The organism is Thauera propionica (assembly GCF_002245655.1).
GTDB classification, from domain to species: domain Bacteria; phylum Pseudomonadota; class Gammaproteobacteria; order Burkholderiales; family Rhodocyclaceae; genus Thauera; species Thauera propionica.
In genome coordinates this window covers 1-24,239 of the sequence record NZ_NOIH01000013.1, presented here as the reverse complement: position 1 = coordinate 24,239, position 24,239 = coordinate 1, and the positions used below count along the sequence as shown (strand labels likewise).

Below are 24,239 nucleotides of genomic sequence, written 5' to 3'. Positions count from 1 at the left end.
AGCCTGACATGAGCAAAAGGGCAAAAATCGACGAATCGGGCGACTCGGACGACCTGCAGGCGCTGTTCGACAGCATTGCATCCGAGCCCGCGGCCGTTCCGACGCCCGCAGCAAAACCTGCTCCCACCGTCGCAGCGCCGTCTGCCGACGGGTCGGGGGACAACGATGAATTGCAGGCCTTGTTCGACGCCGTGGCCGAAGAAACGGGCGCTGCCGCGTCCGTTTCGGCGCCGACAGACGCGCCCGCAGCTGCGCCTGCGGAGGGCGAGGCCGTATTCAACCGCCTTGGTCAGATGACACGACAATTGCATGACGCGCTGCGCGAGCTGGGGCTCAACGAAGCGCTGCAGGACTTTGCCGAGGCGATGCCCGACGCGCGCCAGCGGCTCGACTACATCGCCCAGATGACTGAGCAGGCGGCCAGCCGCGTGCTCAACGCGACCGACATCGCCCGTCCGCTGCAGGACGGCCTGCAGAACGGCGCCGGCGCCCTCCGTGGTCGCTGGGACCAGCTGTTCGCAGGGCAGCTGTCGCCGGACGAGTTCCGCCAACTCAGCGTTGAGACGCGCGATTTCCTCGGCACGGTCGATAACAACAGCCGCGCGACCAATGCCCAGCTGCTGGAAATCATGATGGCGCAGGATTTCCAGGATCTGACCGGGCAGGTCATCAAGCGCGTGGTCGATCTCGCGCAGACCCTGGAGAGTCAGTTGCTTCAGGTACTGCTCGAGACGGCGCCGCCGACGGTGAAGCTGGAACGCAAGAGCAGCCTGATGAATGGTCCGGTCATCGACGGCAAGCGACCCGACGTCGTGACCACGCAGGCTCAGGTGGACGATCTGCTCGAGAGCCTCGGGTTCTGAGCCGCGTCGCGATCCTGACGTCCTGACCTTGACGGGTGCTCGCGGCGAAGTCCGGTGACACCCCCTGATGAGAGATTGGAGCCAAACAGCCATGAGTGATTTTTCCGGAATGGAGGACCTGCTTCAGGACTTCCTGATCGAGGCCGGGGACCTTCTGTCGGGGGTGGACAACAAGCTGGTCGATCTCGAGCGCTCGCCCGACGACGTCGGCCTGCTCAACGACATCTTCCGCGGTTTCCACACGATCAAGGGCGGGGCGGGATTCCTGAACGCGACCGAACTGGTCAACGTGTGCCATCTCACCGAGAACCTGTTCGACAAGCTGCGCAACAGCGAGCTGTCGGTGACGCCGGAAACGATGGACGTCATCCTGGCGGCGACCTCGGCCGTGCGTGACATGTTCGGTCACCTCGAGCACGGGACCCAACCCCCCGCGGCGGATCCCGCGCTGATCGACGCGCTCAAGGCCACACTGGCCGGCGAACACGTGTCGCTGCATGCCGATGCACCGGCAGCGAACACCGCCCCCGTGGCAATCCCGAAGCCGGGCGAACCTGACTGGGACGTGCTCTACTCGGCTGTGACCGGCAAGACCGTGGTGCAGGCCAAGGCCACTGCTTCAACGCCGGCGCAGACCCTGCCCGCAGTGCAGCCTCCTGCCGAGTCACCCGAGGCGATCATCAAGGCGGCGATCGGTCGTCGTGCGACCGACAAGCCGGGTACATCCGGGCCGACCGGCCGGCGCGAGACGGAACGCCAGCGCGACAACTCGATCCGCGTTGACACCGCGCGCCTGGACCAGGTCCTGAACCTGTCGGGCGAGATCGGCCTGACCAAGAACCGCCTGAATGCGTTGCGCAGTGACATCCTCAGTGGCCGTAACGATACCGAGACCCTGCATGCGCTCGATCTGGCGGTGAGCCAGCTCGACCTGCTGGTGTCCGACCTGCAGAACGCGGTGATGAAGACCCGCATGCAACCGGTCGGCCGGCTGTTCCAGAAGTACCCGCGCATCGCGCGCGATCTTGCGCGCAACCTCGGCAAGGATGTCGAACTCGTCCTGGTGGGCGAGGAGACCGAGATCGACAAGACGATGATCGAGGATCTCGCCGATCCCATCATCCACCTGATCCGCAACGCCGTGGATCACGGTGTCGAGGACCGTGCCGGCCGTATCGCGGCGGGCAAGCCGGAGAAATCCAATGTCCGCCTCGAGGCGCGTCAGGAGGGCGACCACATCGTCATCCTCGTGGCCGACGATGGGCGTGGCATGGATGCCGAACGCCTGCGTGCCAAGGCGCTTGCGAAGGGCCTCATCACCGATGAGGAAGCGAGCACGATGGACGAGCGCCAGAGCTACAACCTGGTCTTCCTGCCCGGTTTCTCGACCGCCGAACAGGTGTCCGACGTTTCCGGCCGTGGCGTGGGCATGGACGTTGTTCGCACCAACATCCAGAAGCTCAACGGCTCGATCGAGATCCGTTCGCAACTGGGCAAGGGCACGACCTTCATCATCAACCTGCCGCTGACGCTGGCGATCCTGCCGGTGCTGCTGGTCCGCCTGGGCGATCAGCCGTTCGCCGTGCCGCTGTCGATGGTGCGCGAGATCCTGCCGATCGATCCGGCGAACATCCAGGACGTGGGCGCGAAGGCGACCATGGTCGTGCGTGGTGAAGTGCTGCAGATCCTGCCGCTCGCTTCGCTGATCGGCTGGCCGCAGGAGCGGGTGCCGCAGTACGGTGTGCTGATGCAGGCGGCCGAGCTGTCGTTCATCCTGGCGATCGACAGCTTCGCGGGGCGCGAGGACGCCGTGATCAAGTCGCTCGACGACTTCCGCCCGAAGGGCGTCGCCGGGGTGACGACGCTGTCGAACGGCCAGATCGTCCTGATCCTCGACATGAAGGAACTGCTGACCGCTGCTGGCGAGCAGCGCGGCGTGGGGCGTTCGGCCCTGATGCGCAAGGTGCCGCAACTCACCGCAGCCTGAGTCCCCGGCATCCGCCGGATGCAAAAGGGCCGCCTGAGGGCGGCCCTTTTGCATGGCGTGCAGCCCGGGTTCAGGCCGTGAGTTCGAGCAGTGCGGCGAAGGCCTGTTCGAACTGCGCGAGGCCTTCCTGCTGCAGTCGTTCACCTGCAGCGCCGAGATCGATGCCGAGGCGCTCGAGCGCGGCGTACTGCGCCTCGGCGCCGTCCACGTCCCGGGCCAGCGTCGAGTCAATGCGGCCGTGGTCACGCAGGGCGTCGAGCGTAGCGTCGGGGAGCGTGTTGACCGTCTCCGCACCGATCAGCGGTTCGACGTAAAGGAGGTCGCTGTAGGCCGGGTTCTTGGTGCCGGTACTGGCCCACAGCATGTATTGCGGGCGGGCGCCCCTTGCCTTCAGCGCAGCGAACTCCTCGCCGTGGAAGCGTGCCAGATAGCGCTGGTAGGCGAGCTTGGCCGTCGCAACCGCGCTCTTGCCACGCAAGTCGAGCGCGTCACCACCCAGCTCTTCGAGCTGCTTGTCGATCAAGGTATCCACACGCGACAGGAAAAGGCTGGCGACCGACATCACCGGCGACGGATCGCCACCGGCCGCGCACAAGCGCGACAGGCCCCGCAGGTAGGCACTCGCCACGGCTTCGACGTGCGCGAGCGAGAACATCAGGGTTACGTTGACGCTGACGCCTTCAGCGATGAGGCGTTCTATGGCGTCGACGCCGGCCGGGGTGGCGGGAACCTTGATCAGCAGGTTGGGGCGGTTCACCGCGGCCTTGAGACGCAGACCGGCCGAGACCGTGCCGTCGGCATCGTGGGCCAGCGCGGGCGACACTTCCAGGCTGACATAGCCGGCGCTGCCGCCGCTGTCGCGATGCAGGGGGACGAGCAGGTCGCAGGCGCGTTGGACGTCCGGAATCACGAGGGCTTCGTAGCGTGCTTCGGCGCTCAGTGCCTGCCGCTTGAGGGCCGACAGATCGTCTTCGTAGTAGCGTCCGCCCGCGATCGCCTTATGGAAAATCGCCGGGTTGGTCGTCACGCCGGCAATGCCGTCCTCGGCGACGAAGCGCGCAAGGTGGCCGTCGTTGAGCAGGGTGCGGGAGAGGTTGTCGAGCCAGATCTGCTGGCCGTGCTGGCGTACCTGAAGCAGCGGGTTCATCGATGTACCTGGTTGGTCGGGGTGGGACGGTATTGCGGCATCGGGCGCGGTGCCGATTGCAGGCCTGACATTGATTGTGCCCTGAAAACGCCGCAGCCGGGGACTGGTGATGGGCTCAGTCCGGAACGACGTCGTCCCAACCCAGGTGCCGGAGTACGGCACGGAAATCGTCCGCCAATGGCGCCGTGAAATGCAGCGGGGTGCCCGTCGCCGGGTGTGCGACGCTCAGGGCGGTGCAGGCGAGCAGCATGCGCTGGCAGCCGAACAGAGTCTGGAACAGCCGGTTGTGACGGCCCTTGCCGTAGGTCGCGTCGCCGATGATCGGGTGCGAAAGGTGCTTGAGGTGGCGGCGCAACTGATGGCGCCGGCCGGTTTCCGGCGTGAGTTCGACCAGGGCGTAACGGCTGGTCGGGTAGCGGTCGACCGCGTGGGGCAGTTCGGCGGTGGCAAGTCGCCGGAAATGCGTTAGCGCGGGCTGGGCGGCAGTGGCGCCATCCGCCTTCTGCGGCTCGTCCCCCGGATCGATGTCCTCGTCCTCGGGCAGGGCGTCGCGCGAACCGGCGCCTCGGCCGTGCCGGCGCTCGATCGCGTCGAGTTTGCGGACGAGCGGATGGTCGATGACGCCGGCTTCGGCGGGGTGGCCGCGCACGACGGCGAGATAGCGCTTCTGCACCGTGCGCGCTTCGAACTGTGCGCCCAGTGCCGCCGCCATCCCGGCGTCGAGCGCGAACAGCAGCAATCCCGAGGTGCCGCGGTCGAGCCTGTGCGCGGGGAATACCCTGCGTCCGATCTGGTCCCGCAGCAGTTGCACCGCGAAGCGTTCCTCCCTAGCCGCGATCGGGCTGCGATGCACCAGCAAGCCGGACGGTTTGTGGATGGCGACCAGCCATTCGTCACGGTAGAGGATGTCGAGCATGGGGGCTGGCTGGAGGGGCGTGTCGAAGGGCGCAGGGCCAAAAAGTGCGAAAGCGACCTCCGAGGGTCGCTTTCGCAGCTGCGAAGGCTCGGTCTGCAGGACCGGGCCGGCAGGGATCAGGCGAAGTTCTGCGCCGCGAAATCCCAGTTGGCCAGCTTGTCGAGGAAGGTGGCGACGAAGTCCGGACGACGGTTGCGGTAGTCGATGTAGTAGGCGTGCTCCCATACGTCGATACAGAGCAGCGCGGTGTCGCCCGTGGTCAGCGGGGTGCCGGCGGCGCCCATGTTGACGATGTCGACCGAGCCGTCGGCCTTCTTCACCAGCCAGGTCCAGCCCGAGCCGAAGTTGCCCACGGCCGAGGTCTGGAAGGCCTTCTTGAAGTCCTCGAACGAACCCCACTTGGCCTTGATGGCGTCAGCCAGCGCGCCCGTCGGCTCGCCGCCGCCGTTCGGCTTCATGCTGTTCCAGAAGAAGGTGTGGTTCCAGACCTGGGCGGAGTTGTTGTAGATGCCGCCGGCCGGCGCCTTCTTGATGATGGCTTCGAGGTCGAGGTTCTCGTACTCGGTGCCCTTGATCAGGTTGTTCAGGTTGGTCACGTAGGCCTGGTGGTGCTTGCCGTAGTGGAACTCGAGCGTCTCGGCCGAGATGTGCGGGGCCAGGGCGTCCTTGGCATACGGCAGGGCGGGCAGGGTGTGTTCCATTCGTCTCTCCTATTGCAGGTTCTCGGATTCTTGGGGAAAAGCCCGACGATTCTAGTCAGGAATATGCGTCACTGACAATCCTGGAAGCCGACATCTTAGGCGCTCCCGGGACGCAGCGAAAGGCGAGGAGGCAGCAGGGGCCAGGACTTCACGCCTTCATCATAGACCGTGGCCCGTTACGCGGGTTCGCAGAGTGCCGTCGGTGAGCTGGACGTCAACCACCTCATTCTCGGCTACCTGTCGTGCCGAACGCAGCACGTGACCATGGGCGTCGCGGGCGATGGCGTAGCCGCGTGCCAGCACCGATTCGGGGCTGAGATGCTGGAGGTGCGATTCGAGCGCCTCGAGCCGGCTCAGTCGTGCGTCCAGTAGCTGCTGCGCAGCACGCGCGAGCCGTCCCGATAGTGCCTCCACCCTGTCCAGCCTGGCGGAAAACACCGGGCGTGCGCGGGCCAGGCGAAGATCGAGCGCTGCCAGGTGAAAACGCGCACGCTCGAGCTGGTGCTGCATCGTCCGCTGCAGTCGGCTGCCCTGCACGGTGAGTTCGGCGGAAGCGCGACGCAGGCGCTCGCGCGGATGCACCAGACGGAGCGAGGCGCGATCAACCCGCTGTTCGAGATTCTCCAGCCGGCGCGCGATGCTGCGCTGCAATCGGGCGGCGATCACGGCAGTCTCGCCGGCGGCAGCGTGCCAGCCGGTGGTGGCGATCTCGGCCGCACCGGTGGGTGTGGGCGCGCGCAGGTCGGCGACGAAATCGGCGATGGTGAAATCGGTCTCGTGCCCCACGCCGCTGACCACGGGCAGTGGACAGGCGTGGATCGCACACGCGAGGGCCTCGTCGTTGAAGGACCACAGGTCTTCCAGGCTGCCGCCGCCGCGCACCAGAAGAAGAAGCTCGACGCCGTCCGCGGCGGCGCGACGCCCAGCGGTCATCAGCGCGTCGACCAGCCGTGCAGCTGCATCCGCGCCCTGGACCGGCGCTGGATACAAGACGACCGGAACATGGGGCGCGCGGCGCCTCAGCGTGACGAGCACGTCGCGCAGTGCGGCCGCCGCCGGCGAGGTGACGATGCCGATCCCGCGCGGGAAGCGCGGCAGCGCGAGGCGTCCCGCCGGGTCGAACAGACCCTCGGCGCCCAGCTTGTCCTTCAGCCGGCGAAAGGCTTCGGCCAGGTCGCCGATGCCCGCCGGCCGGATGGTCTCGACGTTGAGCTGGTAGTCGCCGCGCGCCTCGTAAAGGGTCGCCAGCGCGCGCACCTCGACACGCATGCCGTTCTCGGGCCGGAATGCGAGCAACTGTGCGCGGTTGCGCCACATCGCGCAGCGCACCTGCGCGTTCGCGTCCTTGAGGGTGAAATAGAGATGGCCTGAGGCGGCACGGGTCAGGTTGGAGATCTCGCCTGAGATCCACATCAGGGGCAAGGCGGCCTCGAGCGCCTCGCGCGCGAGCCTGTTGAGGGTCGATACGCTCAGGATCGGCGAAGTCGCACCCGCGGTGGGACGTGAGGGCGTGTTATCGAGGGAAGTGGCTGAGTCGAACATGCGTGGATTGTATCGGAATCCACAGCCGTCACCCCCTGTCAAGCCCCTCGATGCAAGTCCTTGATCTTCAAGGGGGCGATTTATAACTCATTGTTTTTAATAGATGTAATTTGTTGCACAATTTTGCATCGGAGTGTTCGGAGGCTTGCCGCCATTGGGTTCCACGGCGACATCCAGAAAAAACCCACAAAGTTATCCACAGCTTTTGTGGATTGCTTTTTACTCCCGCGGTGCACCATGGAAAATGCCGGGTGGATTCTCTCCTTTGTCATTGGGTGCGTCGCTCGCCCTTGTCGGCCCGGGGCTGCGGCGCTAAAGTTCCGCCTTTGCATACGGGAGACCTGACAGCGTGTTCGCGATCATCCAGGCAGTGGGCTGGCCAATCTGGCCTTTGATTCTGGCTTCGGTCGTGGCGCTTGCGCTGATCATCGAGCGCTCCGTCACGCTGCGTCGTTCGCGTGTGGTGCCGTCCGGTCTTCTCGACAACGTCTTGAACGACCTGCGTCAGCATGGGGTGTCGGCCGCGATGGTCGAGCGCGTCGGCGCGCATTCGCCGCTGGGGCGGGTCCTGGCCGCCGGTCTGCGCAACGTCAGCAGCCCGCGGGAAATGATGAAGGAGGCGATCGAGGAAACCGGTCGCGCGGTTGCGCACGAACTCGAGCGCTTCATGACCACCCTTGGCACGATCGCCGCGATCAGCCCGCTGCTGGGCCTGTTCGGCACCATCATCGGCATGATCGACATCTTCGCGTCCCAGGGCGTCAATGGCGCGAACCCGGCGCAACTCGCCAAGGGCATCTCCATCGCGCTGTACACCACCGGCATCGGCCTCATCATCGCGATCCCGTCAATGATCTTCTGGCGTCACTTCCGGGCCCTGATCGACGACTTCGTCATCGACATGGAGCAGCAGGCGATCAAGCTGGTCGAGGTTGCCCACGGCGAGCGTCGCGACTGAGGGTGTCGAGCATGAACTTCCGCCGCGGCAGCCGGAGTGCCGAGCCCGAGATCAACCTGATCCCGCTCATCGATGTCGTGCTCGTCATCATCATCTTCCTGATGCTGACGACGACCTTCTCGAAGATCTCCGGGCTGGAGATCAATCTGCCGTCGGCGGAGTCCGCCGGCGCGGAATCCGTTCCCAACGAGATCATCGTGGCGGTGACGGCTGCCGGCGAGGTGACCGTCAATCGGCAGCCGGTGGCCGATCGCAGCATCGAGTCGCTCGCCACGGCGCTCGGCAAGGCGGCGCCGGCTGGCGGCAGCGAACCGGTGGTCGTCATCAATGCCGATGCCAAGGCTGCACATCAAAGCGTGATCGACGTGATGCAGGCCGCGCAGCGCGCGGGTTTCGGTCACGTCACGTTTGCAACCCAGGCACCGGCGCAGTGATCGCCTGACATGCCTGCCCGGGCTCCTGCTTTCTGGCGCCGGCGCGGCGCCATCGCCTGGCTGCTGTCCCCACTTTCCTTGCTGTTCGGCATGCTTGCCCGTTTGCGCCGGCGACGTACGCGCGGCGAGCGGCTGCCCGTGCCGGTGATCGTCGTCGGCAATATTGCCGTGGGCGGCAGCGGCAAGACACCGGTTGTGCAATGGCTTATCTCGCGTCTGCGTGCCGCAGGATACTCGCCGGGCATCGTCAGTCGCGGTCATGGCGGAACGGTGACGGGCGTGGCGCAAGTGCCTGCCGATGGCGATCCGGCCGTTTACGGCGACGAGCCGGTGCTGCTGGCGTCGTCGTGCGCGTGTCCGCTGGTCGTCGGACGCGATCGGCCAGCGGCTGCACGTGAGCTGCTGCGCCTGCATCCGGGGTGCGATGTCATCGTGTCCGACGATGGCATGCAGCATTACCGCCTCGGCCGCGCGATGGAGATCGCGGTGGTCGACCCGGCAACGCTCGGCAACGGAATGCTGTTGCCGGCGGGCCCGCTGCGCGAGCCCCTGGGGCGTCTGGGCGAGGTTGATCTCGTGATCGCGCATGGCGATCTCTCGCCCGCGCTGGCAGTCGCCCTGAAGGAGGTGCCGTCCTATCCGATGGCACTCGCAGGAGGGCTGCTGCGCTCGCTCGATGACCCATCGCGCACCGTGCCAGTCGTGCAGTTGGCCGGCCGTGCGGTTCACGCCGTGGCGGGCATCGGACGTCCCGAGCGCTTCTTCGAGCAGCTCGAGGCGCTCGGCCTCGACCCGATCCGCCATCCGTTCCCGGATCATCATGTGTTCGCGCCCGAAGATCTGTCGTTCGAGGATGGAGCGCCGATCCTGATGACCTCGAAGGATGCGGTAAAATGCAGGGCTTTCGCGCCTGACGACTGCTGGGAGTTCCCGGTGGAGGCGCAGATCGGTTCGGGTGCCGCCGAACGCATCCTGGAGAAACTGAAGAATGGACGCACGACTGCTTGAAATCCTCGTCTGCCCGCTATGCAAGGGGCCGCTGGACTACCTGAAGGACAAGCAGGAGCTCGTCTGCAAGGCAGACCGCCTGGCCTTCCCGATTCGTGATGGCATTCCGGTGATGCTCGACGAGGAAGCGCGCACGATGAGCGCCGAGGAAGTGGACTCGCTGCGCAAGTGAGCGCGATGACGAGCCCGTTCCGCATCGTTGTGCCGGCACGTTACGCCTCGACGCGGCTGCCGGCGAAGCCACTGGCGGATATCTGCGGCAAGCCGATGATCGTGCGCGTGCTCGAGCGCGTTGCCGGCGCCGGCGCGATCGAGGTCTGCGTTGCGACCGACCACGAAGGGGTGCGCGACGCCGTGCTCGCAGCGGGCGGGCAGGCCGTGATGACCCGTGCTGACCACCCCAGCGGCACCGACCGTCTGGCCGAAGTCGCCGGCCTGCGGGGTTGGGGTGACGACGAGATCGTGGTCAATGTGCAGGGCGACGAGCCGTTGATCGACCCGGCCGCGGTGGCGGCGGTGGCCGAGGCGCTGGCCGCCGATCCCGATGCGGCCATTGCGACGGCCGCCCATGCCTTGGTCTCGGCCGACGATGCGTTCAACCCCAATGTCGTCAAGGTCGTGTGCGATGCGGCGGGGCGCGCACTGTACTTTTCCCGCGCCCCGATTCCCTGGGCCCGGGACGCGTGGGCAGGGCGCCGCGACGAGATTCCGCTGGGACTGCCGATGCGCCGCCACGTTGGCCTGTACGCCTACCGGGTGTCCTTCCTGCGGCGGTACGCGCAACTGGAGCCTTCGCCGCTCGAGCATTGGGAGGCGCTCGAGCAGTTGCGTGCGCTGTGGCATGGATATCGGATTCAGGTCCTTGACTTGGCGTCCGCGCCGGCGGCCGGCGTAGACACGCCGGAGGATCTGGAGCGTGTCCGGGAGGTCTACCGCGTTGCAGGAGTTTGACCCCACACGCCGCGTCGGTTAAGTTCCAGAAAATTCTGTATTAACAATGGGCCATATTTAACGGCCGACATTCATCGGGAGGGTGTATGCGACTGATTCTTTTGGGGCCGCCGGGAGCGGGCAAGGGTACGCAGGCCAACTTCATCAAGGAGAGGTTCGGCATTCCGCAGATCTCCACAGGCGACATGCTGCGCGCTGCGGTCAAGGCCGGCACGCCGCTGGGCATCGAGGCCAAGAAGGTCATGGACGCGGGTGGTCTGGTGTCAGACGACATCATCATCGGCCTGGTCAAGGATCGCCTGCAGCAGGATGACTGCAAGTCCGGCTACATGTTCGACGGCTTCCCCCGCACCATCCCGCAGGCCGACGCGATGAAGGACGCCGGTGTGCCGATCGACTTCGTGCTCGAGATCGACGTGCCCGATGCCGAGATCGTCGAGCGCATGAGCGGTCGCCGTGCCCACCTGGCTTCGGGCCGCACCTACCACGTCAAATACAACCCGCCGAAGGTCGAGGGCAAGGACGACGTGACCGGCGAGGATCTGGTGCAGCGCGACGACGACAAGGAGGAGACGGTAAAGAAGCGTCTCGACGTCTATCATGCGCAGACCAAGCCGCTGGTCGAGTACTACAGCAAGTGGGCCGCCTCCGGCGATGCCAACGCGCCCAAGGTACGCAAGATTGCTGGCCTCGGCGCCGTCGACGAGATCACCGCGCGCGCATTCGAAGCGCTGAAGTAAGCTCGGCATAGCCCGTCTCGCGGCCGGGACCCTTGATCGGGTGCCGGCCGTTTTGTTTTGCTGCGATGCGGCGCGCCGTGCGCCGGTGTAAGCGTGCCGTCAAACTAGGCCGGCAAGCTGGATGAACCATGATGCGATCCAATCTCCTGTACGCCCATTCCGGCGGTGTCACCGCCGTCATCAACGCTTCGGCGGCGGCGGTCATTTCCGCCGCGCGGGCCCGGCCGGAGCGCATCGGCAAGGTGTTCGCCGCCCGCCGGGGCATTCTCGGCGTGCTGGCCGAGGATCTCTACGACACCGAAGCCTTCGACCAAGACGCACTTGCCCGGTTGACGCTGCGGCCCGGCGGCGCTTTCGGCTCGTGTCGCTTCGACGTGCCGAGCGATGACGGGCACCGGGTCACGGACCGACTGTTCGAGGTGTTCGCGGCGCACGACATTGGTTACTTCGTCTACAACGGCGGCAATGGCTCGATGGATGCAGTCGCCCGCCTGCGCGATGCCGCACGCGAGCGCGCCTATCCGCTGATATGCGTCGGCGTGCCGAAGACCGTGGACAACGACATCGTCGGCACCGACTGCTGCCCCGGATTCGGTTCGGCGGCGAAGTACCTGGCGACCTCGATGCTCGAAGCCGGGCTCGACATCGCGTCGATGGTCGGCAGTCGGGGCAGCGTGTTCGTGATGGAGGTGATGGGGCGCAACACGGGCTGGCTGGCGGCTGCTACGGCGCTGGCCGCGAACGGCGACCCCGATGCCGCGCCGCACATCGTGCTCGTTCCCGAGGCGACCTTCGACGAAGAGGCCTTTCTTGCCGAAGTCCAGCGTGTCACCGAGCGTCTCGGCTATTGCGCGATCACGGTTGCCGAGGGCATCCGCCGTCCGGATGGCAGCCTGATCATGGAGAAATCCCGCGACCCGCGTGGCTACGTGCAACTGGGCGGTGCGGGTTCCGCGATCGCACGCATGATCCATGAACGACTGGGCTACAAGCATCACTGGGCGATCCCCGATTACCTGCAGCGTTCGGCGGGGCACTGGCTGTCGGCGGTCGATCACGCGCAGGCGGTGGCTGTCGGCCGGGCGGCGGTGGAACTCGCACTGGATGGACACGACGGCGTATTCCCGGCCATCCGGCGCCTTGGTGACGCGCCCTACCGCTGGGACGTCACCACGGAGGACGCGGGACGTATTGCGAATCTGGAGCGCAAGCTACCTCCGGCGTTCCTGCGTGCCGACGGGCTGCACGTTACCCACGCAGCCTGCGACTACATCCGGCCGCTGATCGGCGGGGAGGTGGCGCAGGCCACGCGCGATGGACTGCCCGACTACGGGGCGCTGCCACTGTTGCGGGTGCCGCGGCGCCTGTCGCCGTGGGCCGCCTGACAATGATCGCATCGAAATTTCGCCTCACCCGCTTGAGCCTCCGACGCGCGGGCGGCGGTGAAGGGGGCCTTGCGGCAACTCATGAGGTGGTGCGTTATGCGTCGTAACGTAAACCTCCTGATCGCCGGACTGCTGTTCTTCGGCATCGAGTTCATGCTGGCCGAGGAACTTGGGCGAACGGCCGCGGGGCTCGCCCTGTTGGCGACGATTGCCTGGCTGTGGGTCTCCGAAGCGCTGCATGTGAGTGTGACTGCGCTGCTGGTGCCGCTGCTGGCGGGGCTGAGCGGCGCGATGGCTTTCGACGAGGCCCTGCTGCAGTTCGCCGATCCGGTGATCTTCCTCTTCATCGGCGGTTTCGCGCTGGCGGCAGGTCTGCAGCGGCAGGGGCTCGATCGCTGGATGGCGGCGGAGGTCCTGAGCCGCGCCGGCAGCGACTTCGGGCGCGCGGTGCGCTGGCTGTTCTGGCTCACAGCTTTCCTGTCGATGTGGATCAGCAACACCGCGACCGCGGCCATGATGCTACCGCTCGCGCTCGGCCTGCTGACTGCGGTGTCACCAGAGCGCGACCGGGCGACCTATACCTACGTCCTGCTCGGCGTGGCGTTCTCGGCCAACGTGGGCGGCATTGGCACCCTCGTTGGCAGCCCGCCCAATGCGATCGCGGCGAGCAATGTGGGTATCAGCTTCGCAGGCTGGCTGGTGTGGGGCATTCCGCTGGTGCTGGTGCTGATGCCCCTGATGGAGATCGCGTTGCGCCGGGCCCTGAAGCCGCGCCTGGACTTCTTCGTACCCCAGACCGAGGTCGCGCGCGCATGGACGCGCGGACAGAAGTGGATGATGGCGCTGTTCGGGCTGGTCGTTCTGCTGTGGGTATTCGGCGCCCCCCTGGGCGCCGCGCTCGGTGTCGTGCGGGGTTACGACGCCGCTGTCGCGGTGCTTGCCCTGCTGTTGCTGCACGCTCTCGGGCTTGCGAACTGGGCCGACATCGAGCGCGGTACGGAGTGGGGCGTGCTGCTGCTGTTCGGTGGCGGGCTGGCGCTCAGCAAGGTGCTGGCCGAGAGCGGTGCAGCGACGTGGCTGGCGGCGCAACTGGGCGACCCGCTGCTCGCCTTGCCGGTGCTGGCCTGCTTGGCCTTGATGGTGCTGTTTGCCCTGCTGCTGACCGAAGTCACCAGCAACACCGCAAGCGCCGCATTGCTGATCCCGCTTTTCCTCGGGCTCGCGCCGCATATCGATAGCGTTCCGCTCGCCGTCCTCGTCGCGGTCGGTACGTCCTGCGCCTTCATGCTGCCAGTGGCGACGCCGCCCAACGCCATCGTTTTCGGGACCGGCAAGGTGCCGCAACGCGAGATGATCCGCTGTGGGCTGTGGGTCACGGTGCTGGTGTATCCGGTACTGGTCCTTGCCGCAGCCCTTGCCCTGATGCTGCATTGAAGCGAAGCGGGATTGGCCGGCGGCTAAGGGCCCGAATGCGTGAAGGGGGCGGTCATGCGACCGCCCCCTTCAACGTTTGCGACGCGGATGTGAATGCTCAGGCGTTGCTGGGGACCGCCCCGCCGTGTTCGCCCGGCACGGGGCGCTCAGGCATGTAGGCCGCAACCTGGCACAGGATGGCCGCAACGTAAGGGATGCACTGCAGGCACAGGATACCGACCCAGAGCTGGGTCTCGAGGTTGTCGGCACCGCGTTGGGCAACCAGCGTGGCCGCACCAAGGAGCAGGGCGAACAGCATGCCGATCTCCTCGCGGATCGGGTTGAAGAATGCGAGCGCACCGCCGCCACGCCAGCCCTTGGGGGTCACGACGAACACCCCCTTCTTCTTGACCAGGCCGGCGAACACGCCGCGCGCGATCGCGTGCGCCAGGCCGACCGACAGGATCGATGCGCCGAGGATGTCCTTCCACGGGCAGTCCATGGTGCGACGGTAAAGGATGGGGCCGAGCGCGGCCTTGAAGGCCATGAAGCCAAGGATGGGCAAGGCCAGTGCGATCACGGGCAGGCCGAAGGCCTTCGGGAACAGCAGGATGCCCAGCGTCCAGATCAGACTGCCGAAGGCGAACACCAGTTGCAGCGCATCGCCCAGCCAGGCGAACCAGCCGGTGAGGAAGTGATAGCGCTGCGCGAGGTTGAGGTTGCTGCGGCCGATCATCTGCGGCAGGTGCGCCTTGAGGATTTGCATCGCGCCGAAGGCCCAGCGGAAGCGCTGGCTCTTGATCGCGGCGAAGCCCGACGGCGTGAGGCCGCGGCCGAGGATGTGGTCGACGTAGCGGGTGTCGTAACCCTTCTCGATCAGGCGCAAACCGAGCTCGGTGTCCTCGCAGATGCACCATTCCGACCAGCCGCCGACTTCTTCCAGCGCGATGCGACGCACCAGCGTCATGGTGCCGTGCTGGATCAGCGCGTTGCGCTCGTTGCGATGGTGCATGCCGATGCGGAAGAAACCGTCGAACTCCCAGTTGCACATGCGCTTGAAGGGCTGGCCTTCCCAGTCGCGATGCGCCTGCGGCGCCTGCACTACGGCGACGTCGGGCTTGTCGAAGTGAGGGATCAGGCTGGCGAGCCAGTCCGGATCGACGACGTAATCCGCATCGACCACGCCGACGACTTCGGCGCGCGGATCGGTGACCTTGAGGCCGTAATTCAGCGCGCCGGCCTTGAATCCCGGCCAGTTGGCGAGATGGAAGAAGCGGAAACGCGGGCCGAGTTCGGCGCAACGCTTCTCCAGCGGCTTCCACAGCGCTTCATCGCGGGTGTTGTTGTCCAGTACCAGCACTTCGAAGTTCTGGTAGTTCATCTTCGCCAGGCTGTCGATGGTGGCGATCACCATCTCGGGCGGCTCGTTGTAGCAGGCCAGATGCACCGAAACGAAAGGCTGCATGTCCGGATCATGCGGCGGCAGCGGCATGAAGCGGCGTTGCCACTTCTTCTTGAACAGCATCTCGCCGAACTCGAAGCCGTGCGACAGCAGCACTGCGGCGGTGAGCACCGTGGCGCCGATCAGCAGTCCGAGGCCGATGAGGTCGCGCTGGGTGAGGTAGTACTCGACCGGCACGTTGAGGCCGACGATCAGGGTTGATACGCAGGCCTGGATCAGGCCGGCGAGGAAGACGCGACCGAAGACGTTCCAGTCCGACAGGAAGAAGGCGATCAGCAGCATAGGCAGGAAGGCGAGCGCGGCGGCGTTGGCGGCTTTCTTGGCCCAGTGCGGATCGCGCTCGATGATGCCTTCGAGCGGGAACTTCTGCTCGCGGTCGGCGTTGAACATGCCCCAGTAGGGACCGGCCCAGCCCTCGACATCCACCTTCCACGGTTGGTCGATGGCCTCCATCAGGAAATAGTCGATGCGCGCAGTGCGCGGATGAGCGAGGAAGTCGCGGATGAAACGCGCCTCGTTGTCGAGCGAAGGCACGGCAGCGCCCAGAGTCGGACCCTTGCTCGGCCAGCCGATTTCGCCCACCACGATTTTCTTGCGCGGGAAGGTCTTTACCAGCTCGTCGTAGCGCTGGAAGGCGTACTCCACCGCGGCTTCCACCGGCACGCCCTCGTGGTAGGGCAAGAGGTGAACGGTAATGTAGTCGACGTGCTTGGCGAGCTCGGGATATTTCAGCCAGACGTGCCACGGCTCGGCGGTCGAGACCGGCTTGCGCACGGCCTTGCGTACGCGGTCGAGATACTCGATCACGTCGCTGGCGCTCAGGTCGCCACGCAGGATGGACTCGTTGCCCACCATCAGGCGCTCAACGTGTCGCATCTTGCGTGCCGCCTCGATCAGCGCGGTGATTTCGCGCTCGTTCTTCTCCCGGTCCGGATCCAGCCACGCGCCGGCGGTGACGACCATGTCGCGCTCTCCGGCCAGGTCGAGCAATGTTGGCAGGTCGGTGACGCCATAGGTGCGCAGTCCGTCGGACATGCGCCCAAGCAGATCAAGGTCGGCGGCAAGCTGTTCAGTGGTGGGGTAGGTGCCCTTCAGCGGACTCTGATCACGCTGAAAACCGTTGTAGGCAAAGCCCTTGATGCTCTGGTTGGTGCCGATGTGCTCGGCACCGCGGTTGAATTGCTGCCAGATCCAGTACTGGAAGAACGCGACCCCCGCAGCGATGGCGAGCGCAATCGCGACACGGTAGAGGATCGAGGCGGCGTGTTTCATGTCGGGTCCTGAAGGGCGGAGCAAGAGGGAAGAACTCGGTGGATGGAAGTTCCACCATTTAAATCATGGAACAATCGGCGAGAACCGACTACTGCAGCGCGCAAATACCGCGGGTGAAATCCATGTGACACAATCGCGCCTTTCGCCGTCGGTATCGAGCGACGGCATTTTATGCACGATTTCAGCTGCTTACGAGCCACATTCAGTGCCAATTTGCAACATCGCTTGAAGCGCGGGCCGAAGTGCTGATTTACAAGGGAAACGCGGAATGAGGCCAAATAGTTTGGGCAAACACGGTATCGCAGCAATCGTCGTCTGGGCACTGCTGGTCCTGGGTTTCGCGCTGGGCGTACGCCACGGTCTGCTGGAGAATGGCGTATTGCCGCGCGACTGCAGTCTGGTGGAGGCGCAAGGGGCTTTGTGCACGTTCAAGACGGCGCTGGTGCAGAGCTTCCTGCACCAGCGCATCGGCTGGTTCAGCCTGGCCTGCGGGGCGCTGGCCTTTGCGCTCGGGTGTCGCCGCTTCGCATGGGCCGGATGGCTGAGCGGCCTGGCGGGGCTGGTGTTCTACAGTTACGATCCGGCCGCAGTAGGCGCCCTGCTGTCACTGCTCGTGCTGGCGCGACCGCACCAACACGACGGGCAGGGCGAGCGCCAGGCCGGTCAGCAACCAGCCGATGGCCTGGGGGTTCGCCGGCTCGGGTAGCCAGCGTCCGACAACCGAAAGGGCGATGACGACGGCGAAGATGCGTTCAGCCCGGGCGTGGGCCGGCTGAAACCAGCCAATCACCCCGAGCAGCGCCGCGGGCGCCAGGTAGAGCAGGGTCGGGAAGTCGCGGTAGCGCGAATCGACGAACAGTAGCAGGGCGGCGACGGCCGCTGAGAACAGCAGTACGCCGCGCAGCAGGCCGAGGACATGGGCGATGCCGAAGCCGGCCTGTCTGCCGCGGATCGTATGCCAGGCGTGCGCGGCCGCGGGGATTGGCGTACCGCGCCAGAGCGCGAACGTCGCCGCCAGCAGCACGGCAATCGCGGCGACGGCACTTAGGAGAGTCCATTCAAGCGCATTGCGGTAGGCGACCTGTGCGTGCTCGGCATGGAGCAGGGCAATGAGGCCGCTGGTGGCGCCAAGGATCACCAGCGCGCTAGTGCGCAGCGCACCGCCGCCCTTGCTGCCCAGGGCCAGCAGCAGGCCGGCGAGTGCACCCGCGGCGGTCGCCAGCAGTGGCGCGGTCAGCGAATTCCGCTCGGCCACCGGTCCCGACAGCGGGAACTTGGGCGCGAGCGTGTGCGCATCCAGCATGCCCCAGAAGCCGCCCACCGTGCCTTCGAGCTTGCGCTTCCAGGGCTGGTCGATGGCTTCGATCAGGTTGTAGTCCCAACCGCGCTCATGCGCCTGATGCACGAACTCCCGCACGTAGCGCGCCTGGTTGACCTGCGAGGGGCGTGACTCCTCGCGCTGTCGCCCCTGGCTAGGCCAGCCCGTCTCGCCGATCAGGATGTGCTTGCCAGCGAAGTGCTCGCCCACCTGGGTGCGGGTAGCGGCGACATGTTCCAGCGCGTGCTCGATGTCGACCGGTTCGTCCTCCCAGAACGGCAGGATGTGTATCGTCACGAAGTCGACCTCGTGTGCGAGGCTGTCGTGCCGCGTCCAGAATTCCCATACGTCGGCGTAGGTCACCGGAACCGTGGCGCGCGATTTCGCGTTGCGGATCAGGGCGCGCATCTCGTCTTCGGTGCGCTCGCGACGCAGCAGGACCTCGTTGCCGACGATCAGTGCGCTGACGACGTCGGCGTTGGCGTTGGCCAGCGCGATGGCGCGGTCCAACTCCAGCGCATTCTTCTCCCGGTCGTGGCCGATCCACGCGCCGAGCAGGACTTTGATACCGACCTCCCGCGCAACCGCAGGGACTTGCTCCAGACCCTGATCCACGGAATACAGACGGACGCAGTCGGTGATCTTCGCCAAGGCGGCGAGGTCCGCGGCGATCTGCTCATGGGGGATGCGCAGGCTCTCTTCGAACGGTGTCTGCCCCGGACGATGATAGGGCGCATAGGAAACGCATTTCAGCTTCTCGCCATCGCTCAGGTGCAGGTCGTGCATTTCGACCGGTTGCGTCTGCCATGCAACCCAGGCCAGCAGGCCGGCGAGCAGAGCGAGATGAGTGAGCAGAAGACTCGACCAGAGTGTCTTGTTGTTTGCGTTGGGGTTCGACATTCGGGCTGATTTTCTGTGACGGAAGGGGAGATGGCTCGACGGTCGGAGTCGCCGCCAGCGCTTGGCGAAAGTCAAAAAAGAAGCCACGCCGTATCGAGCGTGGCTTCTTCGGAGAAGCGCCGGGATTCTACCGGACTCAGGCTTCGTAGTCGCTCATTGGCACGCAGGCGCAGAACAGGTTGCGGTCGCCGTAAACGTCGTCGATGCGATTCACGCTGGGCCAGAACTTGTTATCCGCCACCCAGGGCAGCGGGAACACCGCCTGTTCGCGCGAGTATGGGCGGGACCACTCGCCGATGAAGTCGGCCTGTGTGTGCGGGGCGTTCTTCAGCGGGTTGTCCTCCGCGGGCCAGGTGCCGGCCTCGATCTGGTGGATCTCGTCGCGGATCGCGATCATCGCCGCCGCGAAGCGCTCCAGCTCGCCAAGGTCTTCCGACTCGGTCGGCTCCACCATGATGGTGCCCGGTACAGGGAAGGACATCGTCGGTGCGTGGAACCCGTAGTCCATCAGGCGCTTGGCAATGTCGACCTCGGAGATGCCGGTCGCCGCCTTGATCGGGCGGATGTCGAGGATGCACTCGTGCGCGACGCGGCCCTGGCTGCCGGTGTAGAGCACCGGGTAGTGGTCCTTGAGGCGTGCGGCAAGGTAGTTGGCGTTGAGGATCGCCACCTGGGTCGCCTGCTTGAGCCCTTCGCCGCCCATCATCGTGATGTACATCCACGAGATCGGGAGGATGCTGGCCGAGCCGAAGGGCGCGGCCGAGACGGCCCCCTGGCCGAGGTTGGGCCGGTCGGCACCGCCGGTGGGCTGCACGACGTGGTCGGCCATGAAGGGCGCGAGGTGCGCCGCCAGGCCGATCGGCCCCATGCCCGGGCCGCCGCCGCCATGCGGAATGCAGAAGGTCTTGTGCAGGTTCATGTGCGACACGTCGGCGCCGATCGTCGCCGGCGAGGTCAGGCCGACCTGGGCGTTGAGGTTGGCACCGTCCATGTACACCTGGCCGCCGTGCTGATGCACGATCGCGCAGATCTCGCGGATCGACTCCTCGAACACGCCATGCGTCGACGGGTAGGTAATCATCAGCGCCGCGAGCTGGCCCGCGTGCTTTCCGGCCTTGGCCTTGAGGTCATCGACGTCGACGTTGCCGTTGTCGTCGCAATCGACCACGACCACCTGCATGCCGCACATCTGCGCGGTCGCCGGGTTGGTGCCGTGCGCCGACTTCGGGATCAGGCAGACATTGCGGTGCGCCTCGCCACGGCTGGCGTGGTAGCGGGCGATCGCGACCAGGCCGGCGTATTCGCCCTGCGCGCCCGAGTTGGGCTGCATGCAGATCGCCGGGAAGCCGGTGACGGCGCGCAGGTAGTCGGCCAGGCCCTCGATCATCTCGAGGTAGCCTGCCGCCTGCTCGCGCGGTGCGAACGGGTGCAGGTTGGCGAAGTCCGGCCAGGTGACCGGAATCATCTCGCTGGTCGCGTTCAGCTTCATCGTGCACGAGCCGAGCGAGATCATCGAATGGTCGAGCGCGAGGTCGCGATTCTGCAGCTTCTTCAGGTAGCGCAGCATCTCGTGCTCGGTGTGGTGTGCGTTGAACACTGGGTGCGACAGGATGGAGTCACTGCGCAGCAACTCGGCAGGCAGGGCGCCCCCCGCTTCGGCGACGTGGGCGTCCAGCGCGTCGAGGTCGGTGGCAACACCGAAGCAGCCCAGCACGGCAGCGATGTCCTCGCGCGTCGTGGTCTCGTCGACCGACAAGCCCAGGTGGGTACCGGACACGCTGCGCAGATTGAAGCCAGCCGCTTCGGCGGCTTCGAGGATGGCCGCGGCGCGTGCGCCGACGTCGACTTCGACCGTGTCGAAGAAGGCGGCCTGACCGATGTCGAAACCGCCGTCCCGCAGACCTGCGGCGAGCAGGGCCGCCAGGCGATGGATGCGCGCGGCGATCGTGCGCAGCCCTTCGGGGCCGTGATAGACGGCGTAGAAGCCGGCCATGTTGGCCAGCAGCACCTGCGAGGTGCAGATGTTCGAGTTCGCCTTCTCGCGACGGATATGCTGCTCACGCGTTTGCAGGGTCATGCGCAGCGCGGTCTTGCCGCGGGCATCCTTGGATACGCCGATGATCCGGCCGGGCATCGAGCGCACGAAGGCTTCGCGAGTGGCGAAGAAGGCCGCATGCGGACCGCCGAACCCCATCGGTACGCCGAAGCGCTGGGCTGAGCCGAGCGCAATGTCCGCACCCATGGCGCCCGGGCTCTTCAACAGCACCAGCGCCATCAGGTCGGAGGCGACAGCGACGACCGTGCCCTTGTCCTTGAGTGCGGCGATGGTGGCGCTCAGGTCGCTCACCGCGCCGCGTACGTTTGGATACTGGAGCAGCGCGCCAAACGCGTCGTGTGCCGCAGCTTCGTCCGCCTTGCCGAACACCAGCTCGTAGCCGAAGTAGTGGGCACGGGTGCGGACGACGTCGATCGTCTGCGGGAAGCAGGCTTCATCGATGAAGAACACGTTCGACTTGGATTTCGAGACCCGGTGCGCCATCGTCATCGCCTCGGCCGCGGCCGTTGCTTCGTCGAGCAGCGAGGCGTTGGCAAGCTCGAGCCCGGTGAGGTCGATCACCATCTGCTGGTAATTGAGCAGGGCTTCGAGGCGGCCCTGTGCGATTTCCGCCTGGTAAGGCGTGTAGGCGGTGTACCAGCCCGGGTTCTCCATCACGTTGCGCAGGATTACCGCAGGCGTGTGGGTGCCGTAGTAGCCCATGCCGATCATGGACTTCTTGATGACGTTACGGCCGGCGATGGCTTTCAGTCGCGCCAGCGCTTCATGTTCGGGCGAGGCGTCGGCCAGCGGCAGTGGGGCATCGAGCCGAATGCCGGCGGGCACGGTCTGGTCTATCAGCGCGTCGATGTCGGGCAGGCCGAGCGTGGCGCACATGTGCGCAATCTCGTTCGCGTTCGGGCCGAGGTGGCGATGGACGAAGGCATCGCGCTGCTCCAGCCGGGAAAGCGGAGCAGATAGCAGGGAAGCAGTCATGGTCGTTCCGGAGTACTCGTGCTTTGGCTCTCAGGCTTCGGCGATCTCAGCCGCGTATGCAGCGGCGTCCATCAGGGCAGCAACATCGCCGGCATTCGCGGGCTTGATTTTGAACAGCCAGGTTGCGTAGGCGTCGGCATTGACGCTCTCGGGCGCATCGACCGCATCCTGGTTGTTGGCGACGATCTCGCCGGCAACCGGGGCGTAGATGTCCGATGCGGCCTTGACCGATTCGATCACGGCGCAGGCGTCGCCCGCAGCGACCTCGCGGCCAGCCTCGGGCAGTTCCAGGAAGACCACGTCGCCGAGGGCCTCCTGGGCGTGGTCGGTGACGCCGATCGTCAGGGTGCCGTCTGCCTCGACGCGGATCCATTCGTGGGACTGGGTGTACTTCAGATCGGCGGGAATGTTGCTCATGGTGCGCTCCAATTGAAAGAGGGATGAATCGTGTTCGGGAGCCCCGCCGGCAGCGGGGCGGGGTTTAAACGAGCGGTTTGCCGTTGCGCACGAAAGGCAGCTTGACCGTGCGTGCCTTCAGGCGTTTGCCGCGAATCTCGACCTCCACGGCCTCGCCGGGCTGTGAGGCAAGCGGGACACGCGCGAACGCGATGGACTGTTCGAGCGTGGGCGAGTAGCTGCCGCTGGTCGTCTCGCCTTCACCTGCGGCGGTGAAGACCTTCATATGAGAACGCAGGACGCCCTTGTCCTCGAGGATGAGGCCCAGCAGGCGGCGGCTTGCGGGATTTGCTTCGAGTGCGGTACGCCCGACGAAGTCCCTACTGTCGTCCTTGAGGTCGACGGTCCACGCCAGCCCGGCATCGAGCGGCGAGACGGTATCGTCCATGTCCTGCCCGTAAAGGTTCATGCCGGCTTCGAGACGCAAGGTGTCGCGTGCGCCGAGTCCGCAGGGCTTCACGCCTGCGGCGACGAGCGCGTTCCACATCTGTTCTGCGCGTGTCGCTGGTACGGCGATTTCCAGTCCGTCCTCACCGGTGTAGCCGGTACGGGCAACCAGCAGATCGCCAAGGCGTGCGGCGCTGAACGGACCCGGAACGCCGTTGGCGGTCGAGAGCTCGGGAATCGCAGCGGTGGCACGCTCGACGGCGCGCGGTCCCTGGGCCGCGATCATCGCCAGATCGCGCCGACCCTCGAGGGTGACGTTGGCGCCAGTTGTAGCAATGCGCGCGCGCATCCAGGCGACGTCCTTGTCCGCCGTCCCCGCGTTGACCACTAGACGATAGTCGCTGGGCCCGAAGCGGTAAACGATCAGGTCGTCGATGACGCCCCCGTGCGCATTGAGCATGCAGGAGTACAGGGCCTTGCCTGGCGCCGTAAGCTTGATCACGTCATTTGCGAGCAGTCCGCGCAGGAAAACGGTTGCATCCGGACCGGCCAGATCCAGCGACAGCATGTGTGATACGTCGAACATGCCCGCATCGCGTCGCACCGCGTGGTGCTCCTCGATCTGCGAACCGTAGTTGACCGGCATGTCCCAGCCGGCAAAATCGACCATGCGGGCACCGGCCGCGACGTGGGCGGCATGAAGCGGGGTGTGTCTGGAAGGGGTACTCATCGAGAGCGGGCTCCGGTAGTGAACGAAAAGGGGCGAGCACGGCCATAGGCCAGGCTCGCCCCATCTGTCCCTTGTACCTGAGAGATTTCGTCCCGGATTACATCCATACATATATATAGACGAATCCTGGCGAGTGCCCCTTCGGTGGGCCCGTGACATGCTGCGATGTCCGCGCCGCTCTCCAGACTTGTACTTCGCACGCGGTCCTTTTGCCTGAGCGGTTCCGGGGGTTGCGCCTTCGGCGACTCCAGGGGGAGTTCTCTCCCGCGTGACGCGCGCAACTTAACATATCGACCGCTGCTGCGGGAGTGTTTTTCGCTGATGCGCGAGGGAGCATCTCGCCGGTGATTGAGGGGATCCGGAGGCGCCCCCGCTGCGGAATGCGTCGATAGATTTCTTTATTGTGTTTTTGAGTTGACGGTGTTGTTTGGGTGTCTATAATGCGCACCTCTTTCAGCGCTGACGCAGCTTCTTCGGAGGCGGTAGCGGAGCTGGAGGGGCGAAGCGAGGGCTTCGTCGGGGCTTTGGGGGTGTTCGAGGATTCGGGCGCTGCGGTTAAAAAAGTTTCGGCGGGTGCTTGACGAGGTTGGTGGTTTTGTTCATAATCTCGCTTCTTCGTTGCCGGGTGGCAGCGGTTC

General features: G+C 65.8%; 20 protein-coding genes and 1 riboswitch. Of the genes, 11 read left to right on the top strand and 9 right to left on the bottom strand.

The features are described 5' to 3' along the window. The first annotated feature begins 8 nt into the window (after positions 1 to 8). Positions 9 to 863, top strand: a complete 855-nt coding sequence (gene cheZ / locus CGK74_RS11575; protein WP_094268634.1) for a protein phosphatase CheZ — start codon at positions 9 to 11, stop codon at positions 861 to 863. A gap of 91 nt (positions 864 to 954) precedes the next feature. Next, a complete protein-coding gene (locus CGK74_RS11570) occupies positions 955 to 2,850 on the top strand; it encodes a chemotaxis protein CheA (RefSeq protein ID WP_094268633.1) in 1,896 nt (631 codons plus the stop codon). Between the two features lie 70 nt (positions 2,851 to 2,920). On the opposite strand, the gene tal is transcribed toward CGK74_RS11570, so the two are convergent. From tal to xseA, 4 genes are all read right to left on the bottom strand, one after another. Further along, positions 2,921 to 3,997, bottom strand: a complete 1,077-nt coding sequence (gene tal, locus CGK74_RS11565) for a transaldolase (protein WP_094268632.1) — start codon at positions 3,995 to 3,997, stop codon at positions 2,921 to 2,923. 115 nt (positions 3,998 to 4,112) lie between these two features. After that, complete coding sequence (locus CGK74_RS11560) at positions 4,113 to 4,913, bottom strand: pseudouridine synthase (protein ID WP_094268631.1); 801 nt, start codon at positions 4,911 to 4,913, stop codon at positions 4,113 to 4,115. A 116-nt stretch (positions 4,914 to 5,029) separates the two neighbouring features. Continuing rightward, positions 5,030 to 5,614, bottom strand: coding sequence for a superoxide dismutase (locus CGK74_RS11555; RefSeq protein ID WP_004262252.1), 585 nt, complete (start codon positions 5,612 to 5,614; stop codon positions 5,030 to 5,032). Positions 5,615 to 5,773: 159 nt separating this feature from the next. Continuing rightward, on the bottom strand, positions 5,774 to 7,156 hold the full coding sequence (xseA, locus tag CGK74_RS11550) for an exodeoxyribonuclease VII large subunit (RefSeq protein WP_206186237.1): 1,383 nt from the start codon (positions 7,154 to 7,156) through the stop codon (positions 5,774 to 5,776). Between the two features lie 349 nt (positions 7,157 to 7,505). Between xseA and CGK74_RS11545 the strand changes: the two genes are divergently transcribed. The 8 genes from CGK74_RS11545 (at position 7,506) to CGK74_RS11510 (ending at position 14,066) form a co-directional block, all read left to right on the top strand. Further along, positions 7,506 to 8,114 (top strand): MotA/TolQ/ExbB proton channel family protein, encoded by a 609-nt coding sequence (locus CGK74_RS11545; protein ID WP_094268630.1) that lies wholly within the window; start codon positions 7,506 to 7,508, stop codon positions 8,112 to 8,114. 11 nt (positions 8,115 to 8,125) lie between these two features. Continuing rightward, on the top strand, positions 8,126 to 8,548 hold the full coding sequence (locus CGK74_RS11540) for an ExbD/TolR family protein (RefSeq protein WP_094268629.1): 423 nt from the start codon (positions 8,126 to 8,128) through the stop codon (positions 8,546 to 8,548). A 9-nt stretch (positions 8,549 to 8,557) separates the two neighbouring features. After that, positions 8,558 to 9,556, top strand: coding sequence for a tetraacyldisaccharide 4'-kinase (lpxK, locus tag CGK74_RS11535; protein ID WP_094268628.1), 999 nt, complete (start codon positions 8,558 to 8,560; stop codon positions 9,554 to 9,556). Next, on the top strand, positions 9,537 to 9,728 hold the full coding sequence (locus CGK74_RS11530) for a Trm112 family protein (protein WP_094268627.1): 192 nt from the start codon (positions 9,537 to 9,539) through the stop codon (positions 9,726 to 9,728). Before lpxK ends, CGK74_RS11530 begins: the two co-directional genes overlap by 20 nt. A gap of 5 nt (positions 9,729 to 9,733) precedes the next feature. After that, the gene (gene kdsB, locus CGK74_RS11525) at positions 9,734 to 10,507 is read left to right on the top strand and encodes a 3-deoxy-manno-octulosonate cytidylyltransferase (protein ID WP_094268626.1); all 774 of its coding nucleotides are present in this window, start codon (positions 9,734 to 9,736) and stop codon (positions 10,505 to 10,507) included. Between the two features lie 86 nt (positions 10,508 to 10,593). After that, positions 10,594 to 11,247 carry an adenylate kinase gene (gene adk, locus CGK74_RS11520; protein ID WP_094268625.1) on the top strand — a complete coding sequence of 218 codons (654 nt, stop codon included), beginning with the start codon at positions 10,594 to 10,596 and terminating at the stop codon, positions 11,245 to 11,247. A gap of 128 nt (positions 11,248 to 11,375) precedes the next feature. After that, positions 11,376 to 12,632 carry a 6-phosphofructokinase gene (locus tag CGK74_RS11515; RefSeq protein ID WP_094268624.1) on the top strand — a complete coding sequence of 419 codons (1,257 nt, stop codon included), beginning with the start codon at positions 11,376 to 11,378 and terminating at the stop codon, positions 12,630 to 12,632. Positions 12,633 to 12,728: 96 nt separating this feature from the next. After that, the gene (locus CGK74_RS11510; protein WP_094268623.1) at positions 12,729 to 14,066 is read left to right on the top strand and encodes an SLC13 family permease; all 1,338 of its coding nucleotides are present in this window, start codon (positions 12,729 to 12,731) and stop codon (positions 14,064 to 14,066) included. Positions 14,067 to 14,163: 97 nt separating this feature from the next. Here CGK74_RS11510 and CGK74_RS11505 read toward each other — a convergent pair whose 3' ends face one another. After that, positions 14,164 to 16,779 carry a glycosyltransferase gene (locus CGK74_RS11505; protein ID WP_094268622.1) on the bottom strand — a complete coding sequence of 872 codons (2,616 nt, stop codon included), beginning with the start codon at positions 16,777 to 16,779 and terminating at the stop codon, positions 14,164 to 14,166. A gap of 268 nt (positions 16,780 to 17,047) precedes the next feature. Between CGK74_RS11505 and CGK74_RS11500 the strand changes: the two genes are divergently transcribed. Continuing rightward, positions 17,048 to 17,485 (top strand): hypothetical protein, encoded by a 438-nt coding sequence (locus CGK74_RS11500; RefSeq protein WP_240498703.1) that lies wholly within the window; start codon positions 17,048 to 17,050, stop codon positions 17,483 to 17,485. On the opposite strand, the gene CGK74_RS11495 is transcribed toward CGK74_RS11500, so the two are convergent. The 4 genes from CGK74_RS11495 to gcvT form a co-directional block, all read right to left on the bottom strand. After that, positions 17,384 to 18,997: a glycoside hydrolase family 17 protein gene (locus CGK74_RS11495; protein ID WP_094268621.1), complete on the bottom strand. Its 1,614-nt coding sequence runs from the start codon at positions 18,995 to 18,997 to the stop codon at positions 17,384 to 17,386. The genes CGK74_RS11500 and CGK74_RS11495 overlap by 102 nt on opposite strands. 136 nt (positions 18,998 to 19,133) lie before the next feature. Continuing rightward, on the bottom strand, positions 19,134 to 22,028 hold the full coding sequence (gcvP, locus tag CGK74_RS11490; RefSeq protein WP_094268620.1) for an aminomethyl-transferring glycine dehydrogenase: 2,895 nt from the start codon (positions 22,026 to 22,028) through the stop codon (positions 19,134 to 19,136). Between the two features lie 30 nt (positions 22,029 to 22,058). Further along, positions 22,059 to 22,445 (bottom strand): glycine cleavage system protein GcvH, encoded by a 387-nt coding sequence (gene gcvH, locus CGK74_RS11485; RefSeq protein ID WP_094268619.1) that lies wholly within the window; start codon positions 22,443 to 22,445, stop codon positions 22,059 to 22,061. 64 nt (positions 22,446 to 22,509) lie between these two features. Next, complete coding sequence (gcvT, locus tag CGK74_RS11480) at positions 22,510 to 23,601, bottom strand: glycine cleavage system aminomethyltransferase GcvT (protein ID WP_094268618.1); 1,092 nt, start codon at positions 23,599 to 23,601, stop codon at positions 22,510 to 22,512. A 191-nt stretch (positions 23,602 to 23,792) separates the two neighbouring features. Further along, positions 23,793 to 23,878: riboswitch (glycine riboswitch) on the bottom strand. Between the last annotated feature and the right edge of the window lie 361 nt (positions 23,879 to 24,239).

Coding starts and splice junctions, on each gene's coding strand:
- CGK74_RS11540 (WP_094268629.1), top strand. CDS start 8,126: ATGAACTTCCGCCGCGGCAGCCGGAGTGCCGAGCCCGAGATCAACCTG.
- CGK74_RS11555 (WP_004262252.1), bottom strand. CDS start 5,614: ATGGAACACACCCTGCCCGCCCTGCCGTATGCCAAGGACGCCCTGGCC.
- kdsB (WP_094268626.1), top strand. CDS start 9,734: ATGACGAGCCCGTTCCGCATCGTTGTGCCGGCACGTTACGCCTCGACG.
- gcvH (WP_094268619.1), bottom strand. CDS start 22,445: ATGAGCAACATTCCCGCCGATCTGAAGTACACCCAGTCCCACGAATGG.
- gcvP (WP_094268620.1), bottom strand. CDS start 22,028: ATGACTGCTTCCCTGCTATCTGCTCCGCTTTCCCGGCTGGAGCAGCGC.
- CGK74_RS11500 (WP_240498703.1), top strand. CDS start 17,048: ATGAGGCCAAATAGTTTGGGCAAACACGGTATCGCAGCAATCGTCGTC.
- CGK74_RS11510 (WP_094268623.1), top strand. CDS start 12,729: ATGCGTCGTAACGTAAACCTCCTGATCGCCGGACTGCTGTTCTTCGGC.
- CGK74_RS11505 (WP_094268622.1), bottom strand. CDS start 16,779: ATGAAACACGCCGCCTCGATCCTCTACCGTGTCGCGATTGCGCTCGCC.
- CGK74_RS11560 (WP_094268631.1), bottom strand. CDS start 4,913: ATGCTCGACATCCTCTACCGTGACGAATGGCTGGTCGCCATCCACAAA.
- tal (WP_094268632.1), bottom strand. CDS start 3,997: ATGAACCCGCTGCTTCAGGTACGCCAGCACGGCCAGCAGATCTGGCTC.
- CGK74_RS11530 (WP_094268627.1), top strand. CDS start 9,537: ATGGACGCACGACTGCTTGAAATCCTCGTCTGCCCGCTATGCAAGGGG.
- CGK74_RS11515 (WP_094268624.1), top strand. CDS start 11,376: ATGATGCGATCCAATCTCCTGTACGCCCATTCCGGCGGTGTCACCGCC.
- CGK74_RS11570 (WP_094268633.1), top strand. CDS start 955: ATGAGTGATTTTTCCGGAATGGAGGACCTGCTTCAGGACTTCCTGATC.
- adk (WP_094268625.1), top strand. CDS start 10,594: ATGCGACTGATTCTTTTGGGGCCGCCGGGAGCGGGCAAGGGTACGCAG.
- CGK74_RS11495 (WP_094268621.1), bottom strand. CDS start 18,997: ATGTCGAACCCCAACGCAAACAACAAGACACTCTGGTCGAGTCTTCTG.
- cheZ (WP_094268634.1), top strand. CDS start 9: ATGAGCAAAAGGGCAAAAATCGACGAATCGGGCGACTCGGACGACCTG.
- gcvT (WP_094268618.1), bottom strand. CDS start 23,601: ATGAGTACCCCTTCCAGACACACCCCGCTTCATGCCGCCCACGTCGCG.
- xseA (WP_206186237.1), bottom strand. CDS start 7,156: ATGTTCGACTCAGCCACTTCCCTCGATAACACGCCCTCACGTCCCACC.
- lpxK (WP_094268628.1), top strand. CDS start 8,558: ATGCCTGCCCGGGCTCCTGCTTTCTGGCGCCGGCGCGGCGCCATCGCC.